Genomic DNA, 23,534 nt, shown 5'->3' with positions numbered 1-23,534 from the left:
GCCGCAGTTGCCCTGATCGTCGGCCAGCGTCCTGGGGGCGAGACGGGGTGTTCGAACCATGGCCTTTCAGAGCTGGTCTGAACTTGCCGAGCTGTGGGCCGAAGCTGCGAAGTGGTCGGAGGGGCGCCAGGGCGTCACTCGCCTCCGCGATGTGCTCGGCCCTGCGGTCCCGGCACAAGAGGGAGCCCTCTTCGAGATCTGAGCGGTGACCGCCCACGGTGCGCCGGGGTCCGGGGATTCGGGTCCGATCGCCTGAGGATCAGGACTGGCCAGGTCCGTCGAGGCGTTCCGTGGGACCGGCGAAGGAGAGGAACAGGGTTCGTGTGGTGAGCAGCCAGGTGCCGTCTGTCTTGCGGAACGTGTCTTCGTAGTGCCCCACCTGGACCGGGGGCCGGGGCGGCACGAAGCCTTCGGTGTAGCCGTCGACGCGGTAGGTGGTGAAGTAGGTGGTGGCGGCGGTCGTGTTCGCAGAGGTGACGGTCACGAGGATGTTGGTGCATATACGGCGTGACAGCCGGTCCGCGGGCCGACTGCGGAAGTAGCTGCGCAGGGCCTCGTGACCCGCGATGCGGCGATCGCCGGCGGGCCATTCCCAGATCCCGTCCCGCGTGAACACGTCCGCCACCGAGCTCGGGTCCCCGAGGTCGAGCCGGTGGACGAAGTCAAGGATCAGTCGCTCGCAGGAGCGCTCTGCGAGCAGGCGCTCCATCGGGTCGAGCGTGTGAGTACTCGTGATCAACTCATATCAGGGAACGCAGGGAAGAGGGCGGCCCGTCCGCCAGTGCGAGGCGGTAGGTGCCCTCGTGGGTGATGACACGGCCGGCGGTGGGGGGCGCGAAGTGGGTGCCCAGGATGAGGGTGTCCGTGTCGGCGAGCGCAGCGAGCAGCGTGCGGCGTGAGGCCTCGGACCGCTCGGGGTCGATGTCGACGCAGGCGCCGATGGTGGGGTGGGCGAGCTGTACGGGGTGGTGGATGCAGTCGCCGGTGATCAGTGCCGTGTCTCCGTGGCCGGTCAGCTCGACGGCGATGTGGCCGGGGGTGTGCCCGGGGGTGGGGATCAGTCGCAGGCCCGGGACGATTTCGGCGCCGTCCGCGGAGACGTCGACGAGGTCGAGCAGCCCCGCCTCCTCCACCGGAATCACGGAGTCGCGGAACATCTGCTCGCGCGCCTCCTCCATGTCGTACCCGGCCCAGAACTCCCGCTCGACGCGCGAGGTGAGGTAGCGGGCGTTGGGGAAGGTGGGGACCCACTCTCCGTTCACCTCGTGCGTGTTCCAGCCGACGTGGTCGGCATGCAGGTGGGTGAGGATCACCAGGTCGACGGAGTCCGGGGGGAATCCGGCCGCCGTGAGGCGCTGGAGGTAGTCGGTGTTCAGGTTGTGCCAGGCGGAGTTGGCCCGCTCCTTGCCGTTGCCGATGCCGGTGTCCACCAGGATGCGCAGCCCGCCGACGGTGAACGCGAAGCTGTGGCTGTCGAGGTGCAGGGCGCCCTCGTCGTCGGCGAAGTGGGGGCGCAGCCAGGCCCGGCCGGCGACGAGGTCCGGGGTGGCGCCGGGCAGCAGCCACGGTCCGGTGGCGGGTGGCAGGGGGATCTCGTCGATGCGGTGGATGGCGATGTCGCCCACGGTCCAGTGGGGGGTGGGGTGGGGGGTGGGTGGGGTTTTCATGGGCGGTTGTTTCCCTTGGGGTCGTTACGGTGGTGGGGTGTTCTGCGTCTCGACGTGGCGAGTGCTGCCACGGCCGCGACGGCGAGCAGGGCGGCGGCTGTGGCGTAGGCGTGGGCGGCGGTGTTCAGGCCGTAGTGCTGGGTGGCGGCGATGGCGGGCAGGCTCATGGACAGGTAGCTGAGGACGGAGTAGGCGGCCGGGGTCGTGGCGCGGCTCTGCTCGTCGAGTGAGGCGAGTGTCATGCGCAGCGCCCCTTGGGGGACGGCCCCGAAGGCCACGGACGGGATGACGGCCAGGTTTCCGCCGGTGGCGGCGACGACGGCGGTGCCGGGCGGGGGCAGGGCGCTGCGTGCGGGCCTCGGTACGGCGAGGTGGGGGCGCGACGATCGCAGGGCACCGGGGTGTGCGCGGGCGTCTCCGTGGTGATGGTGACCGCGATGGCCTGGGCTGCGAAGGCCTCCAGCAGCAGGGCGCCCACCAGGACGGGGCGCCGCCCGAGCCAGCAGCAGCGTCAGGGAGTAGGCGCTGAAGACCACGGTGATGGTGAGCGCGGACAGGGACCCGGAGTCCTGGTAGTGGGGGTACAGCGGCGTCGGCGCACTGGATGCCGCGAGGAGCGCTGCCAGGATCGAGGCGTTCAGGGCGAAGGGCGCCGCGTGTTCGGCGGTCTGGGTGCGGGCTCCCGGGTGGCTTTGCGCAGGTGCGCGGGGTGACGGCATGGGGTTCCTCGGCGCTAAAAGCTATGAGTTTGCTTTAGGTCACGGTAGGACTTAGCGTCGACTAACGCAAACCTTTTGCTTTTGGGAGGGAAGTCTGTGTGCTCCGCTGAACTCACCCCGCCGGAAGCGGCCCGCTGGGCCGCCCGCGCCGGGCTCGCGCTGCCGGCCGACCGCCACGCCACGGTCGCGGCCACCGCCGACCACATCCACTCCGTCGTCGCGGTCCTGCGGGAACTGGACTTCGGGGACACCCCGCCCGCCCCCGCCTACCGCGTGGAACAGGAGATGCCCGATGCAGCCGTATGAACTGTCCCTGAGCGCAGCCGCCGACGCGGTCCGGGCCCGGCAGCTGTCCCCCGTCGAGCTGGCCGGCTCCGTCCTGGAGCGCATCGAGCAGGTGGAACCGCACCTTCAGGCCTACGTGGGTGTGGCCGCCGGGCACGTCCGCCGGGCCGCGCGCGAAGCCGATAACGACATCGCGGCCGGCCGCTACCGTGGTCCGCTGCACGGCATCCCGATGGGCCTCAAGGACCTGATCGACGTCTCCGGCGCGGCGACGTCGGCCAGCTCGCGCGTCCGGGACGACCACCGCGCGCAGGCCGACAGCACCGTCGCCGCACGCCTGTCGGCGGCCGGAGCCATCCTGGTCGGCAAGACCCACACCCATGAGTTCGCCTACGGGCTGACCACCCCGCAGACCAACAACGCCTGGGACACCGGCCGGGTCGCCGGCGGCTCCAGCGGCGGATCCGCCGTCGCCGTCGCCGCGGGCACCGCCACCTTCGCCCTGGGCACCGACACCGGCGGATCGATCCGGGTGCCCGCCGCGCTGAACGGGGTGGTCGGCCTCAAGCCGACGTATGGCCTCGTCCCCCGCCACGGCATCACGTCGCTGTCCTGGTCACTGGACCACGTGGGCCCGATCACCCGTACCGTCGAGGACGCGGCCCTGGTCCTGACGGCCCTGGCCGGACACGACCCCCGCGATCCCGCCTCGCTGGACGCACCCGGCACGGACTACCGGCCGGTCGCGGACGCGGACCTGACGGGCCTTCGCGTGGGCGTGCCGCGCACCTACTTCTTCGACCACGTCGATGCGGAGGTGGAAGCCGCCGTACGGCGCGCGATCGACCAGCTCCGGGCCCTCGGCGCACGCCTCGTCGACGTCGAGATCCCCATGACCCGCTACATCCGTGCCACTCAGTGGGGCCTGATGGTGCCCGAGGCGACCGCCTACCACGAGAGCACCCTGCGCACCGTTCCCGAGCTGTACCGGGCCGATGTCCGCATCCTTCTCGAGGCCGGCGAACTGATGCCCGCCGGGGACTACCTTCGCGCCCAGCGCGCCCGCACCCTCATGCGGCAGGAATGGGCGCGCATGCTGCGGGACGTCGACCTGATCGCCGCCCCCACCGTGCCGGCGACCGCGGTCGAGGCCGGCCAGGAGACGATCACCTGGGCCGGCGGCACGGTCGAGGGTGTCTCCGACGCCTACGTACGCCTTTCGGCCCCTGCCAGCATCACCGGGTTGCCGTCCCTGTCGGTACCGGTCGGCCACGATGCGGCGGGTCTGCCGATCGGCATGCAGCTGCTCGGGCGACCGCTCGGAGAGAGCGTGCTCCTGCGAGTCGGCCACGCCTACGAGCAGGCCCGGCCGTCGTCGAACGAGTGGCGTCGGGGCGCCGGAGGGAGGTGGGCGGTTCGCTGAGGGTTCGCTAGACGCAATGATTTTGCTTTACGGTGGGATCTAGTGGGGGTCTTCGGGGTGTGGTCCCGTGGCGTACGGGTTCGGTTCGCCTTCTGCAAGGACGCCCACGAAGGGGTCGCCCTCCCCCGCGAAGGTGTAGGCGCCACCCTCGATGCGTTCGATCAGGCCGTGGGTCCATTGCGCTTCGCTGTCGGCCGAGTGCACCCACATGTTCATGATCTCGCCGATGTGCCCGAGCTGTTCGGGCCCGTTCTCCGGTACGTAGTACTCGGTGACCGAGGCTCGCCACTGCCGGAGGCCCTCGATCCGCTGCTCGAGGAGCGCGATGGCTTCGTCCCGGGGCAGGTCGACGATGAAGCCGATGCCGGCCGAGAGCACGTCCATCTTCTGGTCGTACGAGGTCAGCGCCTGGCGCAGCAGGGTGAAGTACTCCTCCGTGCCCTGGTCGGTGACCTCGTACTCCACGCGGGGCGGGCCGCCGGCGGTGCTCGGTGCGACCTCGTGGGCCAGGAGGAGGCCTTGCTTCGCCATGTGCTTCAGGCCGTGGTAGATCGAGCCCGGCTTGGCGTTGGACCATTCGTGCGCGCCCCAGAATTCCAGGTCGTTGCGCACCTGGTAGCCGTGCGCTCGGCCGTGCTGGCGCACCGCGCCGAGGATCAGCAGCCGGATCGCTGACATGGGCGTCTCCCTTCGAGGCAAGCGTGGCCACCTACTGTACAAGTTTGACTAGCTGGTCACCGTCCCCTTCGTAATCAAGTTTGACTAGTGGGGGTGAGGGGGTTTAGCGTTCGATGTAGTCAAGTTTGACGACTGGTGGGAGGGTGTTGTGTTCGACTCCGATCCGGCGATCGTCGTCGAGGGCCTGCGCAAGAGGTACGGGGACAAGCAGGCCCTCGACGGGCTCGATCTCACGGTGCGGGCCGGGACGGTGCAGGGGATCCTCGGGCCGAACGGCGCGGGCAAGACCACGGCCGTGCGCATCATGTCCACGCTGCTGCGCCCCGATGAGGGACGTGTGGTGGTGGCGGGTGCGGATGTGCGGGCGCGGCCCGACCAGGTGCGGTCGCGGATCGGGCTGCTCGGCCAGAACGCCGCCGTCGACGAGGAACTCAGCGGCCGGCAGAACCTCGAGATGTTCGGACGGCTCTACCGTCTCGGCGCGCGCCGGGCCGGCGCCCGGGCCGATGAGCTCCTGGGCCGGTTCGGGCTCGCGGACGCCGGCAGGAAGGCCGTCAGGCAGTACAGCGGTGGTATGCGGCGGCGGCTCGACCTGGCGGCCTCTTTGATCTCGCAGCCGCGGGTGCTCTTCCTGGACGAGCCCACGACCGGGCTCGACCCCCGCGGCCGTACGGAGGTGTGGAACGCGGTGCGCTCGCTGGTGGACGGCGGTACGACCGTCCTGCTGACCACGCAGTACCTGGAGGAGGCCGACCAGCTTGCCGACCGGATCGCGGTGATCGACCGCGGCAGGGTCATCGCGCAGGGCACGGCGGACGAGCTGAAGTCCACGACGGGCGGCGACCGTATCGACGTCGTGCTGCGCGACACGGCACAACTGGCGCACGCGGCCTCCCTGCTGCCCGGTGAGGTGGTGGTGGACGAGGACCGGCGGCTGCTGAGCGCCTCGGTCACCGACCGGATGGCCGCGCTGACGGAGACCGTACGGGCGCTGGAGGCGGCCGGTATCGAGGCGCGGGACATCGCGGTACGCCGGCCCACGCTCGATGAGGTTTTCATGGATCTGACGAAGGGGGACGCCGCGTGAGTGCGGTCCAGGGCACGGGTTCGCAGCTGAGCTGGGCGGCCGCCGACTCGTGGACGATGACCCGGCGCGAGCTGGCGCACTGGGCGCGCCAGCCGACTCAGGTGGTGGTCGGCCTGGTCTTCCCGGTGATGATGCTGCTGATGTTCAGCTACCTGATCGGCGGCGGACGGGGCGTCGACGGGGACTTCAAGGACTACCTGGTGCCCGGCATGCTCACCATGACCATGGCCTTCGGTCTCGAGGCGACCATGCAGTCGGTCACCCAGGACCTCGGCAAGGGGGTCATCGACCGGTTCCGCTCGATGCCCATGAACTCCGGCGCGGTCCTGGTCGGCCGGAGCGTCGCCGACATGCTGCAGTCGGCGGCCGGACTGGCGGTGATGATCGCGGTCGGATACGCGATCGGCTGGCGCTGGCACCACGGATTCGCCTCTTTCCTGGGGGCGGTGGGACTGTTGTTGTTGCTGCGGTTCGCGATGCTGTGGATCGGTATCCACCTGGCGCTGGTCGCGGGCAAGCCGGAGCTGGTGCAGGCGGTGCAGGTCCTGGTCTGGCCGGTCGGCTTCCTCTCCAACGCCATCGCCGCGCCCGCGTCGATGCCGTCGTGGCTGGGGGCGATCGTGGAGTGGAACCCGATGTCGGCGACGGCCACCGCGGTACGCGGTCTGTTCGGCAGCCCGGGCGCGGCGGGCGGTTCGTGGGCCGCGACCCACGCGGAACTCCTCGCGGTGGCCTGGCCGGTGGCCCTGGTCGCGGTGTTCTTCCCGCTGGCGGTGAAGCGGTTCCGGGACCTGAGCCGCTGACCGGTCCTGTCCCAGGTCCGACCATGAACAGAAGGCATGAACAGAAGGAGTACTGTGCCCCCGCACGAGACCGTTTCCGGTGACGACAGCACCGCCCTTCCGCCGCTCGCCGCGCAGGCCGAGCGCCTGATCGAGCTCGGGGTGCCCGAGCTCGCCGGGATCTCCGCCGCCGAACTGCGCGCCTTCGCTGGTGGTGGCGGTGGTGGTCGTGATGACGTCCTGCTCGCCCTCCATCCGGACCGGGCCCCCGCCTCCGTCCTCACACCGCTGCTCCACCGCGCGGGCAAGCCCGGCTTCGTCGTCACCGATATGCACGACGTCGACCGGTTCGCGCCCGATGGGGTCGACGTGCCCGACGGGCCCCTCTACCTCGTGACCGGCCTCGACCGCGGTGACCGCATGGCCAACTGGAGCCCGGACGAGGCACTGCCCGCTCTCATCGGGGAGGGCCGCACCCCGCTCGTGCTCACCGAGGGCATCCACTGGCTGCTCCAGCAGCCCGCCGTGCTGGACCGCAACCACTGCTTCATGACGATCGGCTCGCGGCTCCGCAAGCCCAACGGCGCCCTGGACGCCCGTACCCCGGCGATCTGGATCAGCAACGGCACCGGGCGCGACGGCCGTGAGCGTCGCGACGCTCCCAAGATCGGGTGGTGCTGGTGGAACAACCGCCACACCTGGCTCGGCTTCGCCTCCGCCACCGGCCGTCGGCCCTAGGGTTTGGGCACCCTCGCGTCCGGCGCCGCGGTGGGGGCGCCGTAGTCGGTGTCATGGTCGAGCCCGCGGCGTCGGGCCCGGTGTCACGAAACCGGGAGATCGCACCGGCGCGGTGCGGGCATGCTGGGGTCATGACTCGGGACGAGGGTGCTGGGGGCGGGTCGGCTTCGGGGGGCGGCGCGCCCGCCACCGCCGATCAGGACGAGGGTGCTGGGAGCGGGTCGGCTTCCGGGCGGGGCGGGCACTCCGGCGCCGGGACGGCCGTGGTGCCGGGTCAGGCGTCGGCGAGTGGCGGCCGGGTGGAAACCGCGGCCTCGCCCGACGGGGCTGTCGGCGCGGGGGATGCGGATGCCTCCGAGGGGTCGGGGGCCGGTGCGTACCGCGTCGGCATGCGGGACCTCGGGCGGTTCACGGTGGCCGCCGTCACGGTGGTCGCGGCACTGGTCGGGCTGGTTCTCGGGATCCGGGCCGAGCTGTACGCCGGCCGGGCGGACGAGCGGGCGGAGGCGGCGGAGCGGCGGGCCGCTGCCGAGGAACAGCGGGTGCGCGAGACGCGGGAGCAGGAGTTCGCCGCTCTCGTCGACTTCTACTGGATGGGCTCGGAGGTGATCGTGGTCAACGGGAGTTCCCGCGTGATGACGATGCGGCTCATGCTCCCGGCGAGCAAGCTCAGCTGGGAGCTGGACTTCCTTCAGCCGTGCAAGCAGATCGCCGTCCCGAGCCGGATGCTGCTGGCTTCCATGGCCGCCAAGGAGCCGTCGGTGCGCCTGGCGGAGGCCGACCTGGCGCAACTGCGGCTGGAGTTCAAGGATCCGATGGACCGGGCATGGGTCCGCAGCAGTGGAGGGGCCGTGGCCAGGATGGATGCGTGGGTGCCGTCGGGGAGGCCCGACCTGGTGAGTTCCGAAGAGTGGAACGCGTCCGCGCAGGACTCACCCCAGTGCGGAAAGCCATGACCCGGGCGGCCGTGGAGCTTCTCATGTGTTCGGCTGCTGTCGTGAGGAGAGGGCGTTGAGGAGGGCCGCGCCGCGTTCGGCGTCGTCGATGCTCACGGCGAACTCGGAGCCCTTGCGGGGGTGGATGACCAGGCACTCGCCGGAGCGGAGCATGACGGTGGTCCCCAGCCCGCTGAGCCGGTAGCCCCAGCCGCCCACCTGCGCGGGCCTGCGGCTCTCCACGCGCGCCGAGACGATGTCACCGGCCGCCCAGCGGCGCGCTGGCCAGCCCAGGGGGCCGAAGGCCACCTCCAGCCCGGCGTCCGTCACGCGCGCCTGGACGGAGGCGAGGGAGAGCAGTCCGAGCGAGGCCAGGGCGAACGGGGTGATCAGCGGCCATGTCACGCCGGTCAGGCCGCCCATGGCCGCCACCGTGCCGGCCGCGGCCACCAGGCCCGTGAGCGCGCCGATCCGGTGGAGCCAGCGGTTCGACGTGCGGGAGAGCCAGACCCGGCGCTCGCCCGCAGGGATCTCCATGACGTCGCCCGGGGTGGGGTGGGGGGAGGCGAGGGGCGGCGTCGCGCGGCGGCCGGCCAGCCAGCCCAGGACGCCCGCCGCCACCGCGGCGGCGGCTGTGACCGCCACGCCCGCGCCGACCGGAGCCGCGTCCTGCCAGTCGGTCCGGTCCAGGTTGGCCCGTACGACCGAGACCTGGGCGCCTCTGTCAGGAACACTCCGCCGGAGAGGAGCGGGGCGGCTGCCCAGGCCCCCGAGGGGAATGCTCCGCGTCGGGCGGCGAAGGCGATCGAGAGCGCCAGAACGGCCCAGACCAGCGCCGGGAACAGCGCCGCCGCCCACAGGGGCATCGAGCCGTCCGGGGCCGCGCCGCTCCAGTGCGTGGCGAGCGGGTCCGGCAGGCGCCCGCTCGCGGCGAGGGGAAGAGCGGCCAGCACGACCAGCACCGCGACCGCCCATAGGGTCGCCGCCCGGTGGGGGCCGTTCCTCTGCCCTTTCGTCTTCGTCTTCGTCCTCGTTCTCGGCTTCGGCTTCGGCTTCGGCTTCGTCGGGTCGGTCACGACAGCCCCCTGATCATCTCGATGAGATCGTTCCTGCTGTACCCGAGGTGTGCCGCGTCGGCCAGCAGCTGCCGTGCCCGTTCGAGCAGGTGCGACCGCTGGTCGGCGGCCGCGGCGACGGTGACGCCGCGGCCGCGCCGGAACTCCAGTACGCCCTCGTCGCGCAGAGTGCGCAGGCCGCGGAGCACGGTGTTCGCGTTGACCCCGAGCGCCCGGGACAGGTCCCGGGCCGGAGGCAGCCGGTCGCCCGGCGCGCATTCGCCCTCGGCGATGGCGCGCCGGATCGCACCCGCCACCTGCTCGTGGAGGGGGCGGCCGTCCGTGGCGTCCAGTCTCAGCAGCATGATGCTAATGGTAATAGCATCATGTGCGTGATGGGTAGCCTCGCCACGGTCGCGGCTCCGGGGTGACCGTCAGCCCCACTGCTGCTCGGCGAGGGAGGTGACCGGCTGGGGCTTGCCGATGAGGGCCAGGGCGATGAAGAAGCTGACCTGGCCGATCGCGATGGTGAGGGTGGCCAGCGCCTTCTCGTCGTAGTGCTCGGCCACCTCGGCGTACAGCTCGTCGGTGACGCGCTCCCGGCCGTGCGGGGCGGGCTGGAGGGTGGCCTCCGTCAGGGCGAGCGCGGCGCGTTCGGCGTCGGTGAAGTACGGGGCGTCCTGCCAGGAGGCCACGGCGGTGATCCGCTCCTCGCTGACGCCGGCCTTGCGCAGGAAGCCGGTGTTCAGGAGGGTCAGGTAGGTGTTGCCCACGATCTGCCCGGCGCGCAGGTGGATGAGGTTCATCGTGGTGCGCGGGACGGATTGGTTGCCCGTGGCCCGGAAGAGGGCGGCGCTGACGTCCTTCAGCTCGGGCACGAACTCGGTCGGGTTCGGCATCCGGGAGATCGAGGGGGCGGTGGGGGTGGTGGCGGTGGCGTCCGTCATGGCTGCTGTGCTCCTTCGGTCGAGGTCTTCACAGCACTGACGGAGGGGGGCGGGTGAATGTGACAGGAAGCGGGAAAGTTTTTTCCGGTGGGCTCTCGGCGGGTCGCTCGTCAGGCCTCCTCGCCGCTGTCCTCGGCGCGCGTGTGCGCGACCAGAGCGTTGGCGTGGCCGTGTCCGAGGCCGTGTTCGGACGTGAGCCAGGAGACGAGCTCCATGTGCTTGGTCAGCGGCGAGGAGCGGATGAGCTCCTGCCACTCGGCGATCGGGCGGCCGTACTTCTTCTCGATGGAGGGGAAGTAGGAGGCGGGGCCCTGTGCGGTGCCGGTCATGCGGATCTCCGTTCTTGAGGAAGGCGGATGGTCGAGGATCGGGTGGTGCGGGGTGGGCTCGGTGGTCAGCTGTTCGCCGTATCCATGAGCAGGCGGGCCGTCAGTGCGGCGAGCCAGGCCAGGCCCAGCCCCGCGCCGGCGGTGAAGGCCAGGACGGTCACGGAGGAGCCGGCGAATCCGGCGAGGACGCCGAACGGGGCGAGGCGGGAGGCCGTGGCCCAGCCGCGATGCCCCCGGGCGGCGAGCGGGCGGGCCAGGACGAGGAAAGCCGCACTCAGGGCGAGGTAGCCGACCATTCCACTGATCATATGCGCGGCGCCGTGCGCGCTGAGGTGCGTGGTCTCGGGGGTGCCCGCGGGGAAGCCGGCGCCGGGGTCGGCGGGGAAGACGGCGGCGGCCAGGAACGAGGCGGCGAACACGCCGACGAGGGCGGGCCCCCGGATCGCGCCCGGTCCGCCGCGCAGCGCCCGGCGCAAGCCGGTCGCGCCCGCGGCGAGGAGGGCTGCGGTGAGCAGGAAGTTCGCCGTCTGGATCCAGCCCGCGTCCCCGAGCGCGAGCTGGCTGATCGCGTTGCGGGTGACGTCGAAGCCGTCGCGCGTGAGGGCCTGGAGGAGTCCCGCGGCGAGGAACAGCGGGCCCGCGGTCACCGCGCCGGCCAGCAGGATCCTCGTCGCCCGGGGTGCCGGGCCCGGCAGGGACGGGCCCGTGCGGTGGGCCGACGGGGCGTCGAGTGTGCGGGGCATTCGTTTCCCTCCTCGTGCGCCGCCTCCGGGGGCGGGGGTACGGCGCTTCGGTGTCGTCGAGGGGTGGACCGGGGCGGGGGCGTGAACTCATCGGTCTCGCGGGCACGTTCTTCCGGCGGCCGCCGGAGGGGCGCGGTCAGGCGAACAGGTCGGCGAGCATGTCCGGGCTGATGGTGATGGGGGCGGGACGGTGGCCGGGGGGCTCGGTGCCCATCAGTTCGCGCACGAGGAAGTCCCAGCAGCGGCCGCGGACGTAGGCCAGGCAGTCGATGAAGGTGTGTTCGGCTCCGGGCACGATGAGCAGCTCGAAGTCCTTGTCGGCGGCGATGAGCCGGTCGGCCAGGCGGAGGGTGTGCTGGGGGTGGACCTGGTCGTCCAGCTCTCCGTGGATCAGCAGGAGCTTGCCCGCGAGGTGGCCGGCGAGGTCCACGTTGGAGGTGCGCCTCCAGGCGTCGGGGTTGCCGGGGCCGTCGTAGGTCTCCACGAAGCCGGGGTTGAAGGTGGGGGCGTCGTGCGAGCCGGAGAGGGCTACGCCGGCCTTGTAGACGTCGGGGTGGTCGAGCATCGCGCGGGCCGCGGCGAAGCCGCCTCCGGAGTGGCCGAGGACGCCCACCCGTTCCAGGTCCATCCACGGCCGGGTCCGGGCCAGTTGGTGGAGGGCGGCCACGTGGTCCTCGAGGTTGCCCGCGTCGGCCAGGTGGCCGTACGAGGCGTCGTGGAAGGCCTTGTCCCGGCCGGGGGTGCCGCGTCCGTCCAGCGCCAGTACGACGAAGCCGAGCGCGGCGAGGGGTTCGGCGTCCATGCCCATCCCGCCGGGGTCGAAGCCGGGGGCGACCCGGTTGACCTGCGGGCCGGGGTAGAGGTTGTCCACCACCGGGTAGCGGCGTGCCGGGTCGAAGCCGCGCGGTCGGTGGAGTACGCCGTACAGGTCCGTCACGCCGTCGGCCGCCTTGACGCGGATCCGCTCCGGCGGGGTCCAGCCGGTGGCGGTGAGGCGGGTGGTGTCCGCGCGCTCCAGTTCGACCAGTACGGTGCCGTTCCAGTCGCGGACGCTGGTCACGGGAGGGGTGTCGACGGTGGAGGCGGAGTCGATGAAGCAGTGGTCGGGGCCGTGGTCGGGGAGGGTGGGGGTGTGGTCCAGGTCGTCCTCGGTGAGCCTGGCGAAGCCGGAGCCGTCCAGGGCCACCCGGCACACCGTGCGCCGGTAGGGGTCCTCCTCGACCAGCCCGGAGGCGGTGAAGTACACCGTGCGCTCGGCCTCGTCGACGCGCAGGATCCGGCGTACGGCCCACGGGCCGGAGGTGACCTGTCCGAGCAGCTCGCCGGTGTGCAGGTCGTACCGGTACAGGTGGCCCCAGCCGTCCCGCTGCGAGTACCACAGCACCTCGTCGGCCAGGATCTTGATGATCGGCGGTTCGAACAGCCACTGGTTGGGCTCCACGCGGGTGGGGCCGCTCTCGCTGAGGACGGTGGTGACCTCGCCGGTGGCGGCGTCGAGGCGGTGGAGGGTGAGCGTGCGCGGGTCGCGGGGGCGGGCGAGGTAGTACACCGCCGAGCTGTCCTCGGCCCACCAGGCCCACTGGGCGGTGATCGGCGAGAACTGCGTCATGAGCAGCGGCTCGGCCTGCGCGCGGATCACCGTGCCCGCGGCGACGTCCAGCACGACCAACTCGGCCCGGGGCAGCCGCTCGTCCCCGGGGTGGGCGTACCGCTGGGTGTGCAGGAGCGGAGCGCCGCCGTCGGCGGGCATGGCCTGGACGAGGTGGGTCTGCCGGACGTCCCGCTCGTCGGTCCGGTGCGCCAGCACTTTCGTCGAGTCGGGCGACCAGGCGACGGCGGGCGGCAGGTGGGGCAGGCCGAGCTTGCGCAGCAGGGTGGTGTTGCCGGTGGCGTCCGGTCCCGGGCCGTAGCCGTGGTCGGGCTCCCCGTCGGTGGTCAGGGGCCAGGTGCGGCCGTCGTCGGACAGTGAGCGGGCGAAGAGGTCGTGGCCGTGTCGGAAGACCGCGGTCCTCCGGTCGGGAGAGGGCACCTCCAGCGGGTTGCCCGGAGGGACGAACTCGGCCCGCTCGCAGGTGTAGTCGTCCAGGTGGCAGCGCCAGTACGCGCCGAAGGCGTCGAACTCGACGGTGTTCCCGGTCAGTCCTATCGCCGTGACCGGCGGGAACTCGGGGTCCGCCTGCTGCCCGGAGGCGACGGACAGCGCGGCGGCGAGCCGGGGGTGGTCGAAGGCCGGCTCACGGGTGCCCGCCGCCGGGTCGACCAGGACGAACCGCTTGCCGGCGCCGTTGCTCACCGCGTACCAGAACCGGGCGCCCCCCTCGATCCAGTGCGGCCTGACCCGGTCCCCGACGACCAGCTCGCCGGGGCGGGCGGGGCGCCGCAGCAGCCGCTCCGCGGCCTGGTAGTCCTCGAGGGTGCTCATGTGGTGCTGCTCCTTCTGGGGTTGGGGGGTTGGGGGGGTTGGGGGGGAGGGTCGGGGGGCGGGGTCGGGTGGGGTGCTTCAGAGGCTGCGGGCCGTGATGTCGCCGTAGGACGTGGTGGCCTGGATGGTGAGGCCGGCGGCGGCGCCGTCGGTGTTCACGAGCGCGTTGTGGATCCGGCCGTAGGCGGTGCCGGCGTCCAGGGAGGCGGAGACGCCGCGGGCGGCGCCGACCGAGATCTCGCCGGCCTCGGTGCCCAGCACGACCGTGCCGCGCATGGCCTCCGCGATACGGATGTCGCCCTTCTGGACGGCGATCTGCGCGGGGCCGCCCAGGCGGCCGATGGTGACGTCGCCCGCGGCGAGGGTGACGCGGGCGCCCTCGGTCTCGTCGAGCTTGACCGTGCCCTGTGCCCCCTCCAGGGTGACGTCGCCGAGCCGTCCGACGCCGCGGAACTCGGCACTGGCGGCCTTGGCCCGGACGTGGGAGCCGGCGGGCATCTGGATGGTGATCTCGACGGAGCCGGTGTCGCCCAGGAGCCGGATCTCGGCCGGCGCGGCGCCGACGTGCAGGACGCCGTCGGCGCAGGCGACCGTGACCCGCTCCGCCGCCTTCACGTCGCGGCTCTTGGAGGCGTCGGCCGGCAGGACCTCGACGGTGGTGTCGGTCCGGTCGGCGGCGATGAAGCGGATACGGCCGGCGGGGATGTCCAGAACGGCGGAGACCGGGGCGGGGGTGGTGAACGTGTGCATCGTGCTCTCCTTCGAGGTGGTGTTTCTGACATGAGAAAAGCTACGTTGCGTTCAAGAATTCGGCAACGCATTCGTTGCGCAAGATTTATGTATTCGCAGGTCAGATAGGCGAAATCGTTGCAACTGGTGTTGGGATTAACGCAACAACGGTGAGGGATTCGTTGCAATGATTGAGAGTGAACGCTACCGCTGGTCGGCGGGGCGGCGGAACGCGTCGATGTTCTCGCCCACCCAGTCGTCGTACGTGCGCGGCGGGCGGCCGGTGATGTCCTGTACGGAAGGCCGCTGTTCGAGCGTCCACCGGACGAGCTCGGCGTACCGGGCGCCGTACTCCTCGAGGGCGTACAGCGTCACGTCGATCGCTCCGTCGGGCCAGCCGCGGCGTCGCCAGACCGCCCGGCTCTCGCCGGGCGCCAGATCGACCGTTTCGATGTCGCGGCCGAGAGCGGCGGCGAGGCTCAGCACACGTGAACGCGTGCTCAGCGGCGGGCCCACCGCCTCGACGACCGTCCCGGTGCGGATGTCGCCGGTCAGGGCCGCGGCCGCGACGGCGGCGAGGTCCTCCTCGTGGATGAAGGGGTAGTGGCCCCGGTCGAGGAAGGCCTCCCGGACCACCCCTTCGGCGCGGATGGTCTCGGGCCAGTCGGACCCCGTCGCCGGGTAGGTCCCTTCGATGACGGAACCCATCACGGCCGACGGCCGGATGTGCGTCCAGGCGAGGCCCGAGCGCTCCACCGCCTTCTCGATCGCCAGCCAGTACCAGGTCTCCGGCGGGTACGCCGCCTCGTACTCCGGCCCGTGGGACGACAGCACCACGACCCGGGTGGCGCCGCCTTCGCGCGCGAGGGTCAGGGCGTCCTCGACCGTCGACGGATGGGCGCCGGCGAGGAACAGGCGCCCGGCACCGTCGAAGGCCCGGGCGCACTCCAGCGGGCGGGTGATGGAGCCTTCGACGACTTCGGTCGTGTCGGGCCAGTCGTCGAGCTGGTCCGCCTCGGCGATCACCCGTACGCGAAGGCCCATGGCGAGGAGGTGTCGTGCCAGGCACCGGCCGACGATCCCGGTCGGGCTGTTGCCTTCTTCCTTGCGCGGGCTGACGGCGGTCAGCAGGCAGACGCCGTCGGATGTCGGGGGCGTGGGGGTGGGCGTGGGCGTCCCGTGCTGCTCGAACCTTTTCACGGCAAGACCTTTCGACGCGTGAGCGGAGATCTTGCACCTGCCCCGGGCACCGGACGGCCCCTGCCGCACCGACGGCCGCGGGATCGAGGCTGCGGATCGAGGCCGGGAAGGCTACCAGGGGTGGGGCGGTTCAGAGCCAGAGCAGGACCAGTACGAGGGCGGATCCGAGGGTGGCGAGGGCGAATCGGGTCAGGACCACGGGGCGGAGCCAGGCGGGGAAGGCGGTGTTGGCGGCGGCGATGAGGGCGGGGGCGTCGACGGTGTGCAGGGCGGGGTCGGCGGAGCGGGCGAACGCGGCGCGGGTGTAGGCGGTGGAGAAGACCTGGCCGGCGGTGATGAAGCCGACGACGACGAGGACGACCGGCTCGATGATCCAGGAGAGCAGGCGGCCGGTGGGGTTCGCGGTGAGGTTGAGGACGCCGAGCACGGTGAGGGTGACGCCGATGGCCAGGGCGAGGGCGAGTTCCCAGGGCTTCTCTCGGAAGGCGATGCCGTGGCGGGCGAGGACCGAGGGGCTGTGGCCCTGGCGGCGGATCTCGGCCTCGGCGGCGTCCTGCGAGGCGCCGCCGCGGAACCAGGCGACGACGGGGATGACGAAGAAGGTGCCGGCGAGCAGGAGCTGGAGGGTGGCGACGAGGGCGATGGAGTCCATGGTGGGGCCTTTCGGGAGCTGGGTGGGGTGGGCCGACCGGGCGGGGCGGGTGTCAGGCGAGGGCGACGGCGGCGAGCGTGTTCACGGGGTTCCTCTTTCTCGGGGTTCGGCGGACTGGCTTTTACTAAGTTCAAGCCCCGACACCGAGAACTGTAGGCCCAGACTTGAACGGTGTGCAAGTGGTCTCTCGAACTTTGTACAAGTCGGCCCTCGGTGACCTATCGTGAGCGCATGCCACGTGACACGCTGACCCGCGAACAGATCGTCCGTACCGCCGTCGAGCTGCTCGACACCGAAGGCCTGGAAGGCCTCAACATGCGCGCCCTGGGCAAGCGGCTGAACTCGGCCGCCACGGCCGTCTACTGGCACGTCAAGAACAAGGACGACCTGCTGACGCTCGCCGGGGACCAGGTCTGGGACGAGGTCCGGCTGCCCGACCCGGACACGGACGGCTGGCGCGCCGCCGCCACCGCCATGGCGCACGACCTGTACGCGATGTTCACCCGCCACCCCTGGCTGGTGCAGGCCTTCGCCACCCACCTCTTCCACGGCGTCGGCAAGGCCCGCCACGACGATCACTGCATCGCCGTCTACGAGCAGGCCGGCTTCGTCGGTCCGCAGGCCGACCGGGCCGTCGCCGCGGTCTTCACGTACGTCCTCGGCAATGCCGCGCCCGCCGCGGCCACCGCCTCGCTCACCCGCCGGATCGAACGCGACGGCGGCGACCCCGAGGAGGTGTTCGGGGCCGTGATGAAGGAGGCCGTCGAGGCCGCCTCGCACTTCCCGCGGCTGCGGGCCCGGATCGACGCGGCCACCGACGCCGGGTACGCCGAGGCGCCCGACGACACCTTCGACTTCGGCCTCCAGTCCCTCCTGGACGGCCTGGAGGCCCGCCTGCCGGGGGCGGACGGCTGACCGCCGCCGGCCCGTCCGGGGAATCCGCCCGGTTCTTCGCGCGGGGCGGGCGGGCCGAGGGGCCGGCCCGGCTGGTTCCGGGGCGAGGACACCGCGGACACGGGGCCCCTCGGGGCCGGGTTCTGTCGTACGGCCACCGGGGCACGACGGTGACGGTTCCCGGACCGGGCGATGACAGGAGGGGGCGGGTGTGGCGCCGGGTGGTGTCATGTGGCGCCATGGGGTGCCAGTGGGCGCCAGGGTGGCTCTTTCTCGGGGTGAGAGTGGGGGTGGCGCCATCGTGAGGCGGGCGGATTGGTTTGCGTTTTCGCAGGTCAGGTGCGGCTGCGGAGTGCGGTGACAGGTCGGGTGCGCTCCGGGGTTGCACATGGCGCCATAGTGGTGCCATGATGACGTCATGGACCTCACCCCGTACGTCGAAAACCTCCACCGTGAACTTGCGGTGGCCGCCGAGGCCGGCGGCGACGCGGCCCGCGAGCTGGCCGAACGACTCACCGCTCCCCTGGAGTCGGCGACCCGGCTGACCATGCTGAACGTGCTCTCCGCCGCCATGGACGAGATCACTCGCGAGCTCGCCCCCGGCTCTGTCGACGTACGACTGCGCGGGCTCGACCCCGATTTCGTGGTGACCCTGCCGCCCGCCGATGCCGGTGTCCACCGGGAGCCGGACGCGCCCGCCGAACCGTTGCCGGCGCCGGTCCCGGCCGAGGGCGACGAAGGGGGCACCGCCCGCGTCAACCTGCGACTGCCCGCCCACCTGAAGGCGCGCGCCGAGGAGGCCGCCGGCCGCGAGGGCCTGTCGGTCAACGCGTGGCTGGTGCGGGCCGTGGCGGCCGCCGTCGACGGTGGCGCCCGGCCGCGGACGGCCGAGAAGGCCCAGAGCGTCGGAACGAGCTTCACGGGGTGGGTGCGCTAGCCCCCCCCGGCCCCGCCCCCGCGCCAACGCAGGTCGCGGGTCGCGGGTCGCACCACACACGTCACCCACATCACGTCCCACCAGCGGGGACGACCCCAGGACTCATGAGGACGGGACAGCCATGCCTTCTTTCGACACCCCCGGAACGATCTCGGTCACGGCCCGCGTGGAGGCCGGTTCCATTCAGTTCACCGCCGACGACCGCCTCGACACCGTCGTCGAGGTGCGGCCCCGCAACCCGCAGAAGGACCTGGACGTACGGGCGGCCGACCAGACCGAGGTCACCTGCGTGAACGGCGTGCTGACGATCCGTACGCCCAAGTCCAACCTGTTCGGCCGCACCGGCGTCGTGGACGTGTCGGTCGACCTGCCCACGGGCTCCAGCATCGGTATGACCGGCGCCTGGACCCAGGTGCTCGGCGAGGGGCGGCTCGGTGAGGTCCAGGTGAAGACCTCGTCCGGTGACGTCCGCCTCGACGAGACCGGCCCCCTGAAGCTGACCGCCTCGCACGGGTCGATCACCGTGGACCGCGTCGAGGGCCCGGCCGAGATCACCACCAGCTCCGGCAGCCTGCGTGTCGGTGTCGTCGCCGGCTCGGCCGTCCTGAAGAACTCGCACGGCGGCACGACCGTCGACGCCGTGACCGGCGAGCTGAGGGTGAGCGGTGCCCACGGCGACATCGAGATCCGGCGCGCCGAGGACTCGGTCACCGCCACCACCGCCCACGGCACCCTGCGCGTGTACGACGTGGCCCGGGGCACCGTCCAGTTGGAGACCTCGTACGGCGCCATCGACGTCGGTGTCCGCGCGGGCACGGCCGCCTGGCTCGACGTCAGCGCCGGCTCCGGACAGGTGCGCAACGCGCTCACCGAGTCGGGGGCCCCCGAGGGTGCCGAGGACAGCGTCAAGATCCTCGCCCGTACCCGGCACGGCAACATCGACATCCGGCGCGCCAGGGTCTGACCGTCCGCCGGGCCGCCGGGCCGCAGAGCGGCCCGGCTCCCGCTCCCCCTCTCGCCCCTCCCCCCTCAACTCCACCCCTTCTTACGGGAGAGCCCCATGCCTTCTTCTGTCATGCCCATGCCCCAAAGGGCGGACGGCTGGCCGGCGCAGGACGCCGTCTCCGCCGTCGGTCTGCGCAAGTCGTACGGCGACAAGACCGTCCTCGACGGCATCGACCTGCGGATTCCGGCCGGATCGATCTTCGCGCTGCTGGGACCGAACGGCGCCGGCAAGACCACCGTCGTGAAGATCCTGTCCACGCTCATCTCCGCCGACGGCGGCCAGGCCAAGGTCGCGGGCCACGACATCGCCACGGCCGCGGACGCGGTGCGCGGCGAGATCGGGGTCACCGGGCAGTTCTCCGCCGTCGACGGGCTGATCACCGGTGAGGAGAACATGCTCCTCATGGCGGACCTGCACCACCTGTCCAAGAGCGAGGGCCGGCGGACCGCCGCCGAACTGCTGGAGCGCTTCGACCTCGTGGAGGCCGCGAAGAAGCCGGCCTCCACCTACTCCGGCGGCATGAAGCGCCGCCTCGACATCGCCATGACGCTGGTCGGGAACCCGCGGATCATCTTCCTCGACGAGCCGACCACCGGCCTGGACCCGCGCAGCCGCCACAACATGTGGCAGATCATCCGCGAGCTGGTCACGGGCGGCGTCACCGTCTTCCTCACGACGCAGTACCTGGAGGAGGCCGACCAGCTCGCCGACCGGATCGCCGTCCTCGACGACGGCAGGATCGCGGCCGAGGGCAGCGCCGAGGAGCTGAAGCGGCTGGTCCCCGGCGGGCACGTCCGGCTCCGCTTCTCCGACCCGGCCGCCTATCAGAACGCCGCCTTCAGCCTCGGCGAGGCCGCCCGGGACGACGAGGCGCTGTCGCTGCAGATCCCCAGCGACGGCAGCCAGCGCGAGCTGCGCTCCATCCTCGACTGGCTGGACTCCGCCGGAGTCGAGGCGGACGAGCTGACCGTGCACACCCCCGACCTCGACGACGTGTTCTTCGCCCTCACCAGCGGCTCCGGCCGCCCCGACTCGAAAGGTACGGCTGTCCGATGAGCGCCCCCGCCGCCACCGCCCGCCCGTCCCGGTTCTCCCTCGCCGTACGGGACTCGTCCACGATGCTGCGCCGCAACCTCCTGCACGCGCGGCGCTATCCGTCCCTCACCCTGAACCTGCTGCTGACGCCGATCGTCCTGCTGCTGCTCTTCGTCTACGTCTTCGGTGACGTGATGAGCGCGGGCATGGGCGCCGGCGCCGACCGCTCGGCGTACATCGCCTACGTCGTACCGGGCATCCTGATGATGACCATCGGCGGCACCGTGGTGGGCACCGCGGTGTCCGTCTCCAACGACATGACCGAGGGCATCATCGCCCGCTTCCGCACGATGGCGATCCACCGCGGGTCCGTGCTCATCGGGCACGTCATCGGCAGCGTGCTGCAGGCGGTCACCAGTGTGGCCCTGGTGGGTGCCGTCGCCGTGGCCATCGGCTTCCGGGCCACGGACGCCACGGCCCTGGAGTGGCTGGCGGCGTTCGGGCTGATGGCGATGGTCGCCCTGGCGCTGACCTGGATCGCGGTCGGGATGGGCATGGTCAGCCCGAACGCGGAGGCGGCCAGCAACAACGCACTGCCGCTGATCGTCCTGCCGCTCATCTCGAGCGCGTTCGTCCCGGTCGACGCGATGCCGGGCTGGTTCCAGCCGATCGCCGAGTACCAGCCGTTCACCCCGGCCATCGAGACCCTGCGCGGGCTGCTGCTCGGCACGGAGATCGGGCACAACGGGTGGCTCGCGGTGGGCTGGTGCGTGGTGCTGTCCGTGCTCGGCTACTTCTGGTCCAAGGCCACGTTCAACCGCGACCCGAAGTAGGGGCGGCGCGATCGACGGGCACAGCGGAATGGGTTGATGATCTTCATATCGGTAGGGTGACGGCGATCGACACGTCCCGGCGCCAGGAGTGAGCAGACACATGCAACCGACGTTCGTACTCGTCCACGGAGCCTTCGCGAACTCCTTCTCGCTGGCGCCGCTGCAGGCCGAGCTCGGCCTCCTGGGGCACCGTTCGGTCGCCGTCGACCTGCCGGGGCACGGCTTCGGGGCGACGTACACCCGGGCCTACCAGACCCCGCAGGATCCGGCGGAGCTCGCGACGGCGCCCGGTGCGATCAAGGGGGTGACGCTCGCCGACAACGCCGCCCACCTGATCGGGATCCTGGAGCGGGCCAAGCGCAACGGCCCGGTCATCCTCGTCTCCCACAGCCGCGGCGGCGTGACGGCGACGGCCGCGGCCAACGCGCGGCCGGATCTGATCGACCGCATCGTGTACGTGTCGGCGTGGTGCCCGGTGGACCTCCCGGTCGGCGACTACTACGCCGAGCCGGAGATGGCCACGGTCGACGCCGCTGCCCTGATGGGGGCGCTGGCGGGCGACCCCGCCGAACTCGGCCTGCTGCGCGTCAATTTCCGTACGGCGGACCCGGACGTGCTCGCCTCGTTCAAGGCGGCGTTCCTGGCGGACGGCACCGACGAGGAGTTCCTGGCCTTCCTGAACACCTTCCAGCCCGACGAGAACCTGGACGCCGGCACCTCGGACGACCGGGCGCAGGCGGCGACCTGGGGGCGGATCCCGAAGACGTACGTGCGGCTGACCGAGGACGCGAGCCTGCCGCTCGCCCTGCAGGACCGGCTGATCCGGGAGGGCGACGCGCTGACGCCGGAGAACCCGTACGACGTGCGCACGCTCGGGGGCAGCCACCTGAAGTGGCTGGTGGACCCGGCGCCGGCGGCGCGGGTGCTGGCCGACCTCGCGGGGCTGGGCGGTACGGGTACGGACGGCTGAGCGTCTGCTCGTCCGAGCGTCTGCTCGTCCGAGCGTCCGCCGCGGGCACAAGAGTGCGGCCCGGGACCACAGGGGATGTGGTTCCGGGCCGCTTCGTCGTCCTGCCGCGGCGGGAGGTCCGCCCGCACCGCTCCCCCGCGGCGCACGTGCTTCGCTCCCTGCCGCCTTCCCGTGGACGGCGGCTCAGGTGCACCACGCTAGGGCCGCGCGGGCCGGCCGGCCCCGGGCCGTACGCGCCAGGCGGAGGACCATCCGCGCCATCGGGCGGGCCGAGTGCGTCATCGGGCGGGCCGAGTGCGTCGTCAGGGGGCCGAGGGCGTCGTCGGGGGGACTCTTGGCGTCATGGTCGGGGCACTCCGCGCCGAGTCCGGTGATCATCTGGTCATTTCCGCTGGTCTATGCTCTGCCCCCGTGGTATCGCAAGCACAAACGCACCGGGGAACGAACTCCGCCGCCCTCACCCGTCTGAGCGTCAACGCCGCGCGGATGCTCGGCGTCCCGGCGAGCGGGTACGCCCAGCTCCTGGGCGTGGCCCCGGAGCACCTGGACGACGACCGGTACCGGGCCCCGGCGGCCACGACCAACCGCATCGCGGAACTGACGACCGGTCACGCCCACTGGAGCGAGCTGGCCCTGGTGCTGGCCCAGCAGCCGGGCCTCGGCACGCTGGGGGTCTGGGACTACCTGATCACCTCCGCGCGCACACCGCTCGAAGGGATCCGGGACGCCGCGGCCTACCTCGCCACCGTCGTCGACCCCGCCACGGACACGCTGCACATCGCGGAGGACGGCGGGCAGGTCACCGTCACCCACCACAACCGGGCCGACGTCGCCCACGAGGCGGCCAACGCCATCCGCGCCGGCGCCCTCGGCATCTACCAGCGGCGGCTGAGCGACGCCGCGCAGCGTCACCTCGTGCCCGTCCGCGTCACCCTGACGGCCCGGGCGCCCCGGCGGCTGGGCAGCCTCACGGAGCTGTACGGCACCCGGGCCATCGCGTTCGAGGCCCCCGCCAGCTCCGTCACCTTCCTCGCCGCCGATCTGAGGGCGCCGGCGCCGCGCGCCCAGCCGGGCCTGTCGGCCGTACTGCGCAGCCACGCGGAGCAGAGCCTGGCCGCCGCGATCCCCCTGCACAACTGGCTGGACCTCTTCCGTACGGCCCTGGCGTCCGTCCACGACGGGGCCGCGCCCACCCTGCCCGCCGTGGCGCAGCGCATGAACCTCAGTACGCGAACCCTCCAGCGCCGCCTCGACGAACACGCCACCACCTGGAGCCACGAGGTCGAGACCGTGCGCCGCGCGCACGTCACCCGGCTGCTGCGCACCACCGACCTCGGCATCGACGCGATCGCCGCCCGCAGCGGCTACGCCGACGCCCGCGCCCTGCGCCGCGCGGTGCAACGGTGGTACGGCACCACGCCCCACGCCCTGCGGCAGGCCCCTGAGGGAGGTTGACCCCGGTCCGGCG

The 23,534-nt window shown here is 72.0% G+C and carries 27 protein-coding genes; 13 read left to right on the top strand and 14 right to left on the bottom strand.

Annotation, left to right across the window (positions count from 1 at the left end):
- Positions 1 to 259: 259 nt before the first annotated feature.
- From ACIPXB_RS35145 to ACIPXB_RS35135, 3 genes are read right to left on the bottom strand one after another with little or no spacing between them, the layout of a single operon-like run.
- The gene (locus ACIPXB_RS35145; protein WP_401456726.1) at positions 260 to 709 is read right to left on the bottom strand and encodes a nuclear transport factor 2 family protein; all 450 of its coding nucleotides are present in this window, start codon (positions 707 to 709) and stop codon (positions 260 to 262) included.
- A gap of 31 nt (positions 710 to 740) precedes the next feature.
- On the bottom strand, positions 741 to 1,667 hold the full coding sequence (locus ACIPXB_RS35140) for an MBL fold metallo-hydrolase (RefSeq protein WP_401456716.1): 927 nt from the start codon (positions 1,665 to 1,667) through the stop codon (positions 741 to 743).
- A complete protein-coding gene (locus tag ACIPXB_RS35135) occupies positions 1,664 to 2,386 on the bottom strand; it encodes a hypothetical protein (protein ID WP_401456715.1) in 723 nt (240 codons plus the stop codon). The genes ACIPXB_RS35140 and ACIPXB_RS35135 overlap by 4 nt, the downstream gene beginning before the upstream one ends.
- Positions 2,387 to 2,482: 96 nt before the next feature.
- Between ACIPXB_RS35135 and ACIPXB_RS35130 the strand changes: the two genes are divergently transcribed.
- Positions 2,483 to 2,692, top strand: a complete 210-nt coding sequence (locus ACIPXB_RS35130; RefSeq protein ID WP_401456713.1) for a hypothetical protein — start codon at positions 2,483 to 2,485, stop codon at positions 2,690 to 2,692.
- Positions 2,679 to 4,094 carry an amidase gene (locus ACIPXB_RS35125; RefSeq protein ID WP_401456712.1) on the top strand — a complete coding sequence of 472 codons (1,416 nt, stop codon included), beginning with the start codon at positions 2,679 to 2,681 and terminating at the stop codon, positions 4,092 to 4,094. Before ACIPXB_RS35130 ends, ACIPXB_RS35125 begins: the two co-directional genes overlap by 14 nt.
- A 39-nt stretch (positions 4,095 to 4,133) precedes the next feature.
- On the opposite strand, the gene ACIPXB_RS35120 is transcribed toward ACIPXB_RS35125, so the two are convergent.
- Positions 4,134 to 4,772: a PadR family transcriptional regulator gene (locus tag ACIPXB_RS35120; RefSeq protein ID WP_401456711.1), complete on the bottom strand. Its 639-nt coding sequence runs from the start codon at positions 4,770 to 4,772 to the stop codon at positions 4,134 to 4,136.
- 148 nt (positions 4,773 to 4,920) lie between these two features.
- Here ACIPXB_RS35120 and ACIPXB_RS35115 point away from each other — a divergent pair, with 148 nt between their 5' ends.
- The 4 genes from ACIPXB_RS35115 to ACIPXB_RS35100 all read left to right on the top strand — a co-directional run bounded on the left by ACIPXB_RS35115 (position 4,921) and on the right by ACIPXB_RS35100 (position 8,335).
- The gene (locus ACIPXB_RS35115) at positions 4,921 to 5,859 is read left to right on the top strand and encodes an ATP-binding cassette domain-containing protein (RefSeq protein WP_401456710.1); all 939 of its coding nucleotides are present in this window, start codon (positions 4,921 to 4,923) and stop codon (positions 5,857 to 5,859) included.
- A 56-nt stretch (positions 5,860 to 5,915) separates the two neighbouring features.
- On the top strand, positions 5,916 to 6,662 hold the full coding sequence (locus tag ACIPXB_RS35110) for an ABC transporter permease (protein ID WP_401456724.1): 747 nt from the start codon (positions 5,916 to 5,918) through the stop codon (positions 6,660 to 6,662).
- A gap of 36 nt (positions 6,663 to 6,698) precedes the next feature.
- Positions 6,699 to 7,379, top strand: coding sequence for a DUF5701 family protein (locus ACIPXB_RS35105; protein ID WP_401456709.1), 681 nt, complete (start codon positions 6,699 to 6,701; stop codon positions 7,377 to 7,379).
- Between the two features lie 389 nt (positions 7,380 to 7,768).
- A complete protein-coding gene (locus tag ACIPXB_RS35100; protein WP_401456707.1) occupies positions 7,769 to 8,335 on the top strand; it encodes a hypothetical protein in 567 nt (188 codons plus the stop codon).
- Positions 8,336 to 8,356: 21 nt separating this feature from the next.
- On the opposite strand, the gene ACIPXB_RS35095 is transcribed toward ACIPXB_RS35100, so the two are convergent.
- The 9 genes from ACIPXB_RS35095 to ACIPXB_RS35055 form a co-directional block, all read right to left on the bottom strand.
- Positions 8,357 to 8,959, bottom strand: coding sequence for a hypothetical protein (locus tag ACIPXB_RS35095; RefSeq protein ID WP_401456706.1), 603 nt, complete (start codon positions 8,957 to 8,959; stop codon positions 8,357 to 8,359).
- Between the two features lie 427 nt (positions 8,960 to 9,386).
- Positions 9,387 to 9,734, bottom strand: a complete 348-nt coding sequence (locus ACIPXB_RS35090) for a GntR family transcriptional regulator (protein WP_401456705.1) — start codon at positions 9,732 to 9,734, stop codon at positions 9,387 to 9,389.
- 69 nt (positions 9,735 to 9,803) lie between these two features.
- A complete protein-coding gene (locus ACIPXB_RS35085; RefSeq protein ID WP_401456704.1) occupies positions 9,804 to 10,316 on the bottom strand; it encodes a carboxymuconolactone decarboxylase family protein in 513 nt (170 codons plus the stop codon).
- A 110-nt stretch (positions 10,317 to 10,426) separates the two neighbouring features.
- The gene (locus tag ACIPXB_RS35080) at positions 10,427 to 10,645 is read right to left on the bottom strand and encodes a DUF4287 domain-containing protein (RefSeq protein WP_401456703.1); all 219 of its coding nucleotides are present in this window, start codon (positions 10,643 to 10,645) and stop codon (positions 10,427 to 10,429) included.
- A 65-nt stretch (positions 10,646 to 10,710) separates the two neighbouring features.
- Positions 10,711 to 11,388 carry a DUF998 domain-containing protein gene (locus tag ACIPXB_RS35075; protein ID WP_401456702.1) on the bottom strand — a complete coding sequence of 226 codons (678 nt, stop codon included), beginning with the start codon at positions 11,386 to 11,388 and terminating at the stop codon, positions 10,711 to 10,713.
- Positions 11,389 to 11,524: 136 nt separating this feature from the next.
- Positions 11,525 to 13,810, bottom strand: a complete 2,286-nt coding sequence (locus ACIPXB_RS35070; protein WP_401456699.1) for a DPP IV N-terminal domain-containing protein — start codon at positions 13,808 to 13,810, stop codon at positions 11,525 to 11,527.
- Between the two features lie 78 nt (positions 13,811 to 13,888).
- Positions 13,889 to 14,560 (bottom strand): DUF4097 family beta strand repeat-containing protein, encoded by a 672-nt coding sequence (locus tag ACIPXB_RS35065; protein WP_401456698.1) that lies wholly within the window; start codon positions 14,558 to 14,560, stop codon positions 13,889 to 13,891.
- Positions 14,561 to 14,743: 183 nt separating this feature from the next.
- On the bottom strand, positions 14,744 to 15,739 hold the full coding sequence (locus ACIPXB_RS35060) for an NAD(P)H-binding protein (RefSeq protein ID WP_401456696.1): 996 nt from the start codon (positions 15,737 to 15,739) through the stop codon (positions 14,744 to 14,746).
- 130 nt (positions 15,740 to 15,869) lie between these two features.
- A complete protein-coding gene (locus tag ACIPXB_RS35055) occupies positions 15,870 to 16,391 on the bottom strand; it encodes a hypothetical protein (RefSeq protein WP_401456694.1) in 522 nt (173 codons plus the stop codon).
- 231 nt (positions 16,392 to 16,622) lie between these two features.
- Here ACIPXB_RS35055 and ACIPXB_RS35050 point away from each other — a divergent pair, with 231 nt between their 5' ends.
- From ACIPXB_RS35050 to ACIPXB_RS35025, 6 genes are all read left to right on the top strand, one after another.
- Positions 16,623 to 17,306, top strand: a complete 684-nt coding sequence (locus ACIPXB_RS35050; RefSeq protein ID WP_401456692.1) for a TetR/AcrR family transcriptional regulator — start codon at positions 16,623 to 16,625, stop codon at positions 17,304 to 17,306.
- A 397-nt stretch (positions 17,307 to 17,703) separates the two neighbouring features.
- On the top strand, positions 17,704 to 18,222 hold the full coding sequence (locus ACIPXB_RS35045; protein ID WP_401456690.1) for a hypothetical protein: 519 nt from the start codon (positions 17,704 to 17,706) through the stop codon (positions 18,220 to 18,222).
- A gap of 121 nt (positions 18,223 to 18,343) precedes the next feature.
- Positions 18,344 to 19,186: a DUF4097 family beta strand repeat-containing protein gene (locus ACIPXB_RS35040; protein WP_401456689.1), complete on the top strand. Its 843-nt coding sequence runs from the start codon at positions 18,344 to 18,346 to the stop codon at positions 19,184 to 19,186.
- A 96-nt stretch (positions 19,187 to 19,282) separates the two neighbouring features.
- Positions 19,283 to 20,284 (top strand): ATP-binding cassette domain-containing protein, encoded by a 1,002-nt coding sequence (locus tag ACIPXB_RS35035; protein ID WP_401456688.1) that lies wholly within the window; start codon positions 19,283 to 19,285, stop codon positions 20,282 to 20,284.
- On the top strand, positions 20,281 to 21,096 hold the full coding sequence (locus ACIPXB_RS35030; RefSeq protein WP_401456687.1) for an ABC transporter permease: 816 nt from the start codon (positions 20,281 to 20,283) through the stop codon (positions 21,094 to 21,096). Before ACIPXB_RS35035 ends, ACIPXB_RS35030 begins: the two co-directional genes overlap by 4 nt.
- A gap of 100 nt (positions 21,097 to 21,196) precedes the next feature.
- Positions 21,197 to 22,066: an alpha/beta hydrolase gene (locus ACIPXB_RS35025; protein WP_401456685.1), complete on the top strand. Its 870-nt coding sequence runs from the start codon at positions 21,197 to 21,199 to the stop codon at positions 22,064 to 22,066.
- A gap of 183 nt (positions 22,067 to 22,249) precedes the next feature.
- Here ACIPXB_RS35025 and ACIPXB_RS35020 read toward each other — a convergent pair whose 3' ends face one another.
- A complete protein-coding gene (locus tag ACIPXB_RS35020; RefSeq protein WP_401456683.1) occupies positions 22,250 to 22,444 on the bottom strand; it encodes a hypothetical protein in 195 nt (64 codons plus the stop codon).
- A gap of 33 nt (positions 22,445 to 22,477) precedes the next feature.
- Here ACIPXB_RS35020 and ACIPXB_RS35015 point away from each other — a divergent pair, with 33 nt between their 5' ends.
- Positions 22,478 to 23,521: a helix-turn-helix domain-containing protein gene (locus ACIPXB_RS35015; protein ID WP_401456681.1), complete on the top strand. Its 1,044-nt coding sequence runs from the start codon at positions 22,478 to 22,480 to the stop codon at positions 23,519 to 23,521.
- Positions 23,522 to 23,534 lie beyond the last annotated feature (13 nt).

This window comes from Streptomyces sp. NPDC090022 (genome assembly GCF_044748145.1).
Taxonomy (GTDB): Bacteria; Actinomycetota; Actinomycetes; order Streptomycetales; family Streptomycetaceae; genus Streptomyces.
The sequence above is the reverse complement of the archived record's forward strand: the minus strand, read 5'-3'. Positions and strand labels throughout refer to the sequence as shown.

What these genes read in the sequence shown, in the direction of transcription:
- ACIPXB_RS35145 (WP_401456726.1), bottom strand. Translation starts at nt 709, where the DNA reads ATGGAGCGCCTGCTCGCAGAGCGCTCCTGCGAGCGACTGATCCTTGAC.
- ACIPXB_RS35140 (WP_401456716.1), bottom strand. Translation starts at nt 1,667, where the DNA reads ATGAAAACCCCACCCACCCCCCACCCCACCCCCCACTGGACCGTGGGC.
- ACIPXB_RS35135 (WP_401456715.1), bottom strand. Translation starts at nt 2,386, where the DNA reads ATGCCGTCACCCCGCGCACCTGCGCAAAGCCACCCGGGAGCCCGCACC.
- ACIPXB_RS35125 (WP_401456712.1), top strand. Translation starts at nt 2,679, where the DNA reads ATGCAGCCGTATGAACTGTCCCTGAGCGCAGCCGCCGACGCGGTCCGG.
- ACIPXB_RS35120 (WP_401456711.1), bottom strand. Translation starts at nt 4,772, where the DNA reads ATGTCAGCGATCCGGCTGCTGATCCTCGGCGCGGTGCGCCAGCACGGC.
- ACIPXB_RS35110 (WP_401456724.1), top strand. Translation starts at nt 5,916, where the DNA reads ATGACCCGGCGCGAGCTGGCGCACTGGGCGCGCCAGCCGACTCAGGTG.
- ACIPXB_RS35105 (WP_401456709.1), top strand. Translation starts at nt 6,699, where the DNA reads ATGAACAGAAGGAGTACTGTGCCCCCGCACGAGACCGTTTCCGGTGAC.
- ACIPXB_RS35100 (WP_401456707.1), top strand. Translation starts at nt 7,769, where the DNA reads ATGCGGGACCTCGGGCGGTTCACGGTGGCCGCCGTCACGGTGGTCGCG.
- ACIPXB_RS35090 (WP_401456705.1), bottom strand. Translation starts at nt 9,734, where the DNA reads ATGCTGCTGAGACTGGACGCCACGGACGGCCGCCCCCTCCACGAGCAG.
- ACIPXB_RS35085 (WP_401456704.1), bottom strand. Translation starts at nt 10,316, where the DNA reads ATGACGGACGCCACCGCCACCACCCCCACCGCCCCCTCGATCTCCCGG.
- ACIPXB_RS35080 (WP_401456703.1), bottom strand. Translation starts at nt 10,645, where the DNA reads ATGACCGGCACCGCACAGGGCCCCGCCTCCTACTTCCCCTCCATCGAG.
- ACIPXB_RS35075 (WP_401456702.1), bottom strand. Translation starts at nt 11,388, where the DNA reads ATGCCCCGCACACTCGACGCCCCGTCGGCCCACCGCACGGGCCCGTCC.
- ACIPXB_RS35070 (WP_401456699.1), bottom strand. Translation starts at nt 13,810, where the DNA reads ATGAGCACCCTCGAGGACTACCAGGCCGCGGAGCGGCTGCTGCGGCGC.
- ACIPXB_RS35065 (WP_401456698.1), bottom strand. Translation starts at nt 14,560, where the DNA reads ATGCACACGTTCACCACCCCCGCCCCGGTCTCCGCCGTTCTGGACATC.
- ACIPXB_RS35055 (WP_401456694.1), bottom strand. Translation starts at nt 16,391, where the DNA reads ATGGACTCCATCGCCCTCGTCGCCACCCTCCAGCTCCTGCTCGCCGGC.
- ACIPXB_RS35050 (WP_401456692.1), top strand. Translation starts at nt 16,623, where the DNA reads ATGCCACGTGACACGCTGACCCGCGAACAGATCGTCCGTACCGCCGTC.
- ACIPXB_RS35045 (WP_401456690.1), top strand. Translation starts at nt 17,704, where the DNA reads ATGGACCTCACCCCGTACGTCGAAAACCTCCACCGTGAACTTGCGGTG.
- ACIPXB_RS35040 (WP_401456689.1), top strand. Translation starts at nt 18,344, where the DNA reads ATGCCTTCTTTCGACACCCCCGGAACGATCTCGGTCACGGCCCGCGTG.
- ACIPXB_RS35035 (WP_401456688.1), top strand. Translation starts at nt 19,283, where the DNA reads ATGCCTTCTTCTGTCATGCCCATGCCCCAAAGGGCGGACGGCTGGCCG.
- ACIPXB_RS35030 (WP_401456687.1), top strand. Translation starts at nt 20,281, where the DNA reads ATGAGCGCCCCCGCCGCCACCGCCCGCCCGTCCCGGTTCTCCCTCGCC.
- ACIPXB_RS35025 (WP_401456685.1), top strand. Translation starts at nt 21,197, where the DNA reads ATGCAACCGACGTTCGTACTCGTCCACGGAGCCTTCGCGAACTCCTTC.
- ACIPXB_RS35020 (WP_401456683.1), bottom strand. Translation starts at nt 22,444, where the DNA reads ATGATCACCGGACTCGGCGCGGAGTGCCCCGACCATGACGCCAAGAGT.